This window comes from Dermacoccus sp. Ellin185 (genome assembly GCF_000152185.1).
Taxonomy (GTDB): domain Bacteria; phylum Actinomycetota; class Actinomycetes; order Actinomycetales; family Dermatophilaceae; genus Dermacoccus; species Dermacoccus nishinomiyaensis.
The window spans coordinates 43420-49803 of sequence record NZ_AEIQ01000051.1 but is presented as its reverse complement, the minus strand read 5'-3'; the positions used below and the strand labels follow the sequence as shown (position 1 = coordinate 49803).

Annotated in this window: 6 protein-coding genes; 1 reads left to right on the top strand and 5 read right to left on the bottom strand. The window is 66.5% G+C overall.

Features of this window, described 5'->3' with window-relative positions:
- Window positions 1-31: 31 nt before the first annotated feature.
- From HMPREF0321_RS04520 to trpS, 5 genes are all read right to left on the bottom strand, one after another.
- A complete protein-coding gene (locus HMPREF0321_RS04520) occupies window positions 32-772 on the bottom strand; it encodes a succinate dehydrogenase/fumarate reductase iron-sulfur subunit (RefSeq protein WP_006944460.1) in 741 nt (246 codons plus the stop codon).
- The gene (locus HMPREF0321_RS04515; protein ID WP_040014475.1) at window positions 769-2703 is read right to left on the bottom strand and encodes a fumarate reductase/succinate dehydrogenase flavoprotein subunit; all 1935 of its coding nucleotides are present in this window, start codon (window positions 2701-2703) and stop codon (window positions 769-771) included. The genes HMPREF0321_RS04520 and HMPREF0321_RS04515 overlap by 4 nt, the downstream gene beginning before the upstream one ends.
- 169 nt (window positions 2704-2872) lie before the next feature.
- Entirely contained in the window at window positions 2873-3577 is a 705-nt protein-coding gene (locus HMPREF0321_RS04510; protein ID WP_040014462.1) for a succinate dehydrogenase cytochrome b subunit, read from the bottom strand.
- A 134-nt stretch (window positions 3578-3711) separates the two neighbouring features.
- Entirely contained in the window at window positions 3712-4224 is a 513-nt protein-coding gene (locus HMPREF0321_RS04505; RefSeq protein WP_006944501.1) for a 2'-5' RNA ligase family protein, read from the bottom strand.
- 12 nt (window positions 4225-4236) lie between these two features.
- A complete protein-coding gene (gene trpS / locus HMPREF0321_RS04500) occupies window positions 4237-5280 on the bottom strand; it encodes a tryptophan--tRNA ligase (RefSeq protein ID WP_006944447.1) in 1044 nt (347 codons plus the stop codon).
- Window positions 5281-5525: 245 nt separating this feature from the next.
- On the opposite strand from trpS, the gene HMPREF0321_RS04495 reads away from it, so the two are divergent.
- Window positions 5526-6329: a DeoR/GlpR family DNA-binding transcription regulator gene (locus HMPREF0321_RS04495; protein WP_006944445.1), complete on the top strand. Its 804-nt coding sequence runs from the start codon at window positions 5526-5528 to the stop codon at window positions 6327-6329.
- Window positions 6330-6384 lie beyond the last annotated feature (55 nt).

The following is a 6384-nucleotide window of genomic DNA, read 5'->3' as shown; positions in this document are numbered from 1 at the left end:
ATTAATGACGCGCGACACTAGATGGCGATCGTCAGTGACGCGACCTGGCTGTCCGGAAGTCGGCGTTCAGCTGGCTGATGACGTCCAGCGGGATCTCCTTCGGGCAGGCCTCGGCGCACTCACCGATGTTGGTGCAGCCACCGAAGCCCTCGTGGTCGTGCGTGTTGACCATCGACACGACGCGGGCGTCGCGCTCCGGCTGGCCCTGCGGCAGCTCCCCGAGGTGCGTGATCTTCGCACCGAGGAAGAGCATGCCCGAGGCGTTCGGGCACGCCGCGACGCAGGCACCGCAGCCGATGCACTTCGCCGTCTCGAACGCACGGTCCGCGTGATCCTTCGGCACGAGCTGGCTGTGAGCCTCCGGTGCAGCGCCCGTGTTGACGGAGATGTACCCGCCCGACTGGATGATGCGGTCGAACGCGCTGCGATCGACGACGAGGTCACGCACGACCGGGAACGCGTCCGCGCGCCACGGCTCGACGGTGATCTCGTCGCCGTCCTTGAACGAGCGCATGTGCAGCTGGCAGGTCGTCGTGACCTCGGGGCCGTGCGCCATGCCCGAGATCATGAGACCGCACATGCCGCAGATGCCTTCACGGCAGTCGGAGTCGAACGCGATCGGCTCGATGCCGTCGGCCTGCAGCTGCTCGTTGAGCACGTCGAGCATCTCGAGGAACGACATGTCGTCGCTGATGTCACTGACCGGGTAGGTCTCGAAACGCCCAGCGGCGGCCGCGTTGTCCTGACGCCAGATCTTGAGGGTGAGGTTCACTTGTAGCTCCGCTGCTTCAGTTCGATGAACTTGTAGACGAGGTCTTCCTTGTGCAGGACGGGCGAGTTGGCCGCGTCCTCGGACACGAGGCCGTCCTGGCCGTACTCCCAGGCAGCGACGTAGGCGAACTCGTCGTCGTGACGCAGCGCCTCGCCGTCCTCGGTCTGGCTCTCGGCGCGGAAGTGACCACCACACGATTCGCGGCGGTGCAGCGCGTCGATGCACATGAGCTCGCCCAGCTCGATGAAGTCGGCCACACGACCGGCCTTCTCGAGCGACTGGTTGAGGGTGTCGGCAGCGCCGAGCACCTTGACGTTGCTCCAGAACTCCTTCTTGAGCTCGCGGATGAGACCGATGGCCTTCGTCAGGCCGGCCTCTGAGCGCTCCATGCCGCAGTACTCCCACATGATGCGGCCGAGCTCCTTGTGGAAGCTGTCGACCGTGCGGGTGCCGTTGATGGAGAGGAACTTGTTGATGCGCTCCTCGACCGAGCGACGCGCCTCGACGACGGCCGGGTCGTTCTCGTCGACCTTCTCGAACGGACCCTCGGCGAGGTAGTTGCGGATCGTGTTCGGCAGGACGAAGTAGCCGTCCGCGAGGCACTGCATGAGCGAGCTGGCGCCCAGACGGTTCGCACCGTGGTCCGAGAAGTTCGCCTCGCCCGTGCAGTACAGACCGGTGATGGAGGTCTCGAGGTCGTAGTCGACCCACAGGCCACCCATCGTGTAGTGCACAGCCGGGTAGATGCGCATCGGCGTCTTGTACGGGTCCTCACCGGTGATGCGGGCGTACATGTCGAACAGGTTGCCGTACTTCTCCTTGACGGCCGCCTCACCCATGCGCTCCATGGCGGCGGTGAAGTCGAGGTAGACACCGCGACGCATCTGGCGCTTGTTGCCGTGCTCGTCGACCTCGTCGACGAGCGGGCCGACGCCGCGGCCCTCGTCACACATGTTCTTCGCCTGACGCGACGCGATGTCACGCGGCACGAGGTTTCCGAACGCCGGGTAGATGCGCTCGAGGTAGTAGTCGCGCGCCTCCTCGGGGATGTCGCGCGGGTCCTTGTCGCAGTCGGCTGCGTTCTTCGGCACCCAGATGCGGCCGTCGTTGCGCAGCGACTCCGACATCAGCGTCAGCTTCGACTGGTGGTCGCCGGAGACGGGGATGCAGGTCGGGTGGATCTGCGTGTAGCACGGGTTGCCGAAGTAGGCACCCTTCTTGTGCGCACGCCACGTCGCGGTGACGTTGCAGCCCATCGCGTTCGTCGACAGGAAGAACACGTTGCCGTAGCCACCCGTCGCGAGGACGACGACGTCGGCGAGGTGGGTGTCGATGGCGCCGGTGACCATGTCACGCGTGATGATGCCGCGCGCACGACCGTCCTTGATGATCACCTCGAGCATCTCGTGGCGCTTGTACTCCTTGACGGTGCCCTTCGCGACCTGGCGCTCCATGGCCTGGTAGGCGCCGATGAGCAGCTGCTGGCCCGTCTGACCCGCGGCGTAGAACGTACGCGCGACCTGCACACCACCGAACGAACGGTTGTCGAGGTAGCCGCCGTACTCACGCGCGAACGGAACACCCTGGGCGACGCACTGGTCGATGATGTTCGTGCTGACCTCGGCGAGGCGGTAGACGTTGGTCTCGCGGCTGCGGTAGTCGCCGCCCTTGACCGTGTCGTAGAAGAGGCGGTACGTGGAGTCACCGTCGTCGTTGTAGTTCTTCGCGGCGTTGATACCGCCCTGCGCGGCGATCGAGTGCGCGCGACGGGCCGAGTCCTGGTAGAAGAACGTCTTGACGTTGTACCCGGCCTCACCCATCGTCGCGGCGGCCGAGGCGCCGGCGAGACCGGTGCCGACGATGATGACCTCGAGCTTGCGACGGTTCGAGGGGTTGACGAGCTTGTCGTCGAACTTGTGCTGCGTCCACATCTGCGCGATGTCGACGTCGGGAGCCTTGGTGTCCTTGATCGGCGCGCCCTCGGTGAAGAAGGCGTGGGCGTCGTTGCGCCCGCCCTTCTCCTGGGTCGCGGTCGGCGTGTCGCCGGAGCCGCTCTGCGCCGTTTCACCCATGGGAGTACTCATGGTGTCTTGTCTCCTGTCAGATGAGGTGGAAGAGGACGGCGAGCGGCGGGATGAGGAAGCCGACGGCGATGACGGCGGCCGTCAGGTGCGCCACGAGCTTGGCCTTCCTGCGGGCCGACGGGGACCCGGTGCACCCGAGCGTCTGAGCCGCGCTCCAGATGCCGTGCATGAGGTGCATGCCGAGGGCGATCATCGCGAGGATGTAGATGAGCGCGACCCACCACAGACGGAAGCTGTCGTGCACGAGCCAGTACGGGTTGTCCGTCTGGTCACCGTTGAAGTTCACCTTCGGCAGCGTGAACTGGATCAGGTGGAAGATGACGAACAGCAGGAGGAACAGCCCGCCCCAACGCATCGCCTTGGTGGCGTGACCACCGAGACCCACCTGGGTCTTCTTCACGGCGTACCGCTGCGAACGAGCCGCGCCTGCGCGCTGCCACAGCTTGAGCGCCGAGTAGACGTGCGCGATGAGCGCGAGGACGAGGAGGACCTCGATGATGTACAGGAGCCCACGATGCGGGAGCATGGGCTCGCCGATCGTGCGCAGGTGATGGGCATAGGTGTTGAACGACTCCTCGCCCCACAGGAGCTTCAGGTTGCCGTACATATGCCCAAGAACGAAGAGCACAAAGAAGAGTCCTGAGCCCGCCATCAGCGTCTTCAGGAAGAGGGTGCTCCCAGCCTTGCCAGTCCGCTTCGCGGGGAGAGTATTCGTTGCCACGGAAGGCACTTTACGCCGTCGGAGCACGGCTCCCGCGGCCAGGTGTTCCCCCCGCAAGCAAATCGTGACATAACACACAAGCCTTAGGGCTACCTAAGTGGACGCTGGGAGGGTAGTGGGTGGTGGCAGGCGTCTCAGCCCTGGAGCGGGAACGCCTCGACGGGAGACCACACGCCGTCATCCTCCTGGAAGTAGAGGTGGAACTCGCTCACCGTGAACGCCGCCTCGTAGTGCTTGTTCACCTCGAAGGCATGCGTCAAGGCGCCGTCGTCGACGTGGTGGGCGATCGTCACGTGAGGGTGGTAGCGGAACTCGAGGTCGCGGCCGATGGGTCCGCTGCGCACCGCCGATTCCAGCTGCTCACACGAGTCGACGCCCTGCGCGAGCTGGACGAAGACGACCGGAGAGGTGGGCCGGAACGTGCCGGTGCCGCGCAGGATCATGTCGAAGGGCGCGAAGTCGCGCGCCACGTCGTGCAGGTGAGTGGTGAACGCGGGGATCAGCCCGTCCGCCACCTCCGTCGGCGGCATGAGCGTGACGTGCGGCGGCACCGCGTCAGCCTGGGGGTCGCCCGCGGCGCGACGCATCTCGCGCAGCTGCGAGAAGTACGGCTCGGGGACGGCGATGCTGACGCCGACGGTGCGCACGATCCGTCCCGCTCAGCGCGTCGCCGGCACCAGGCCGACGGCGTCGTAGGCGCGGGCGAGCGTCGGCGCGGCGATCTCGCGCGCGCGGGCCGCACCGTCGGCGAGGATGCGGTCGAGCTCGCCGCGGTCAGCCATGAATTCGAGGTAGCGCTCACGGAAGGGGCCCTGGACGGAGGCGACCACCTCGGCCACCTCGGTCTTGAGCGCGCCGTACCGGTTCTCCCCGGCGAAACGTTCGACGAGGGTTTCGATCGACTCGCCCGAGATGGCCGAGTGGATGCGCAGCAGGTTCGCGATGCCCGGCTTGTTCTCGACGTCGAACGCCACGAAGTTGTCGAGGTCGGTGACGGCCGACTTGATCTTCTTCGTGTTCTTCTTCGTCTCGTCGAGCATGTTGATCGAGGCGTTCGCGTTCTCGTCCGACTTGCTCATCTTCTTCGTCGGATCCTGCAGCGACATCACCCTCGCCGTGCCCTCCGGGATGTACGGCTCGGGCACGACGAACGTCTCGCCGAAACGGGAGTTGAAGCGCTGCGCGAGGTTGCGGGTCAGCTCGAGGTGCTGACGCTGGTCCTCCCCCACCGGCACGTACTGCGCGTCGTAGAGCAGGATGTCCGCGGCCATGAGGATCGGGTAGGTGAACAGCCCGACGCTCGTGTTGTCGTTGCCGCGCTTGCCGGCCTTGTCCTTGAACTGCGTCATGCGCCCGGCCTCGCCGAAACCGGTGATGCAGTTGAGCACCCACGCCAGTTCGGCGTGCTCACGCACGTGGCTCTGGACGAAGACGGCCGAGCGCGCCGGGTCGACGCCGCCCGCGAGGTATTGCGCAGCCGTCGCGTAGGAGCGTTCACGCAGCAGCGCCGGGTCGGGGCTGACGGTGAGAGCGTGCAGGTCGACGACGCAGAAGTACGGCGTGAACCCCTCCTGCATCCTCACCCAGTTGATCTGCGCACCGAGGTAGTTGCCGAGATGCAGCGAGTCGGACGTCGGCTGCATTCCGGACAGGATGTGCGGGCGGGTCTGGCCCGCCACGAGGGGTGAGGTGTTGTCGGACATGTGCCCCATTCTGACACCGCCGGCGCGTCCGCGCGCGTTCGGATCGTCGACGTACCCTCCACCGCGGCGGCTCGAGGGGTGACGCCGGCCGGCTGCGGCGCGGGCTCACGCCCGCCTGAGGGGCGGGCATCGACGCACAGGTTCGCACTTGCGTCTATGTTGGTTTCTGTTGAATCGACCGAACGCTCCGAGCCGCGGTCGAGCACGAGCGGGGCGCGCTGCGCCCCGGACCATCGGGAGGGTGGATGCTCGCACGTCAGCGTCAGGAAGCGATCCTGCACGGCATCGAGGACGACGGTGGGGTGCGCGTCAGCGACCTCGTCGAACGGCTCGGTGTCTCCGACATGACGATCCGTCGTGACATCGAGTTCCTCGCCGGCAAGGGTCTCGTACTCAAGGTGCACGGCGGCGCGACGGCCGTCGGGGATCACCCCATCGACGAGCCTGGCTTCTGGGTGAAGTCGGCGATGAACCCCGTGCAGAAGTCGGAGATCGCCCGGACTGCCGCGAGCCTCATCGGCAACGGCCAGACGATCGCGGTCAGCGCGGGGACGACGGCCTACGCCGTCGCCGTCGAACTGCGGCCCGTCAAGCGGCTGACGGTCGTGACGAACTCCCCCCGAGTCGCGGAGCTGCTCTACGACCCGGTGCGTGAAGATCAGAACATCGTGCTCACCGGCGGCGTGCGCACCCCGTCCGACGCCCTCGCCGGCCCCGTCGCGAACCAGATGCTCGCTGACATCCACGTCGACACGCTCATCCTCGGCATCCACGGCATCGACCTCGACGCGGGCCTGACGACGCCCAACCTGCTCGAGGCGGAGACGAACCGGCTGCTCATCGCGGCGGCGCGCAAGGTCATCGTCGTCGCCGACCACACGAAGTGGGGCGTCGTCGGGCTGTCGACCATCGCTCCCCTCGAACGCGTCGACGTGCTCGTCACCGACGCTCAGCTCGACGTCGAGGCACGACGCCTCGTGAGCGACAAGGTCGGCCAGCTCATCGTGGCCAAGCGTGATGACACCCCAGGCGATCAGGCCGACGGGTGACCCCCACCCCCTCGAGCGCAAACGTGAGACACGCAACCGGGCCTTGAAGCACCCG

What these genes read in the sequence shown, in the direction of transcription:
- HMPREF0321_RS04515 (WP_040014475.1), bottom strand. Translation starts at nt 2,703, where the DNA reads ATGTGGACGCAGCACAAGTTCGACGACAAGCTCGTCAACCCCTCGAAC.
- HMPREF0321_RS04495 (WP_006944445.1), top strand. Translation starts at nt 5,526, where the DNA reads ATGCTCGCACGTCAGCGTCAGGAAGCGATCCTGCACGGCATCGAGGAC.
- trpS (WP_006944447.1), bottom strand. Translation starts at nt 5,280, where the DNA reads ATGTCCGACAACACCTCACCCCTCGTGGCGGGCCAGACCCGCCCGCAC.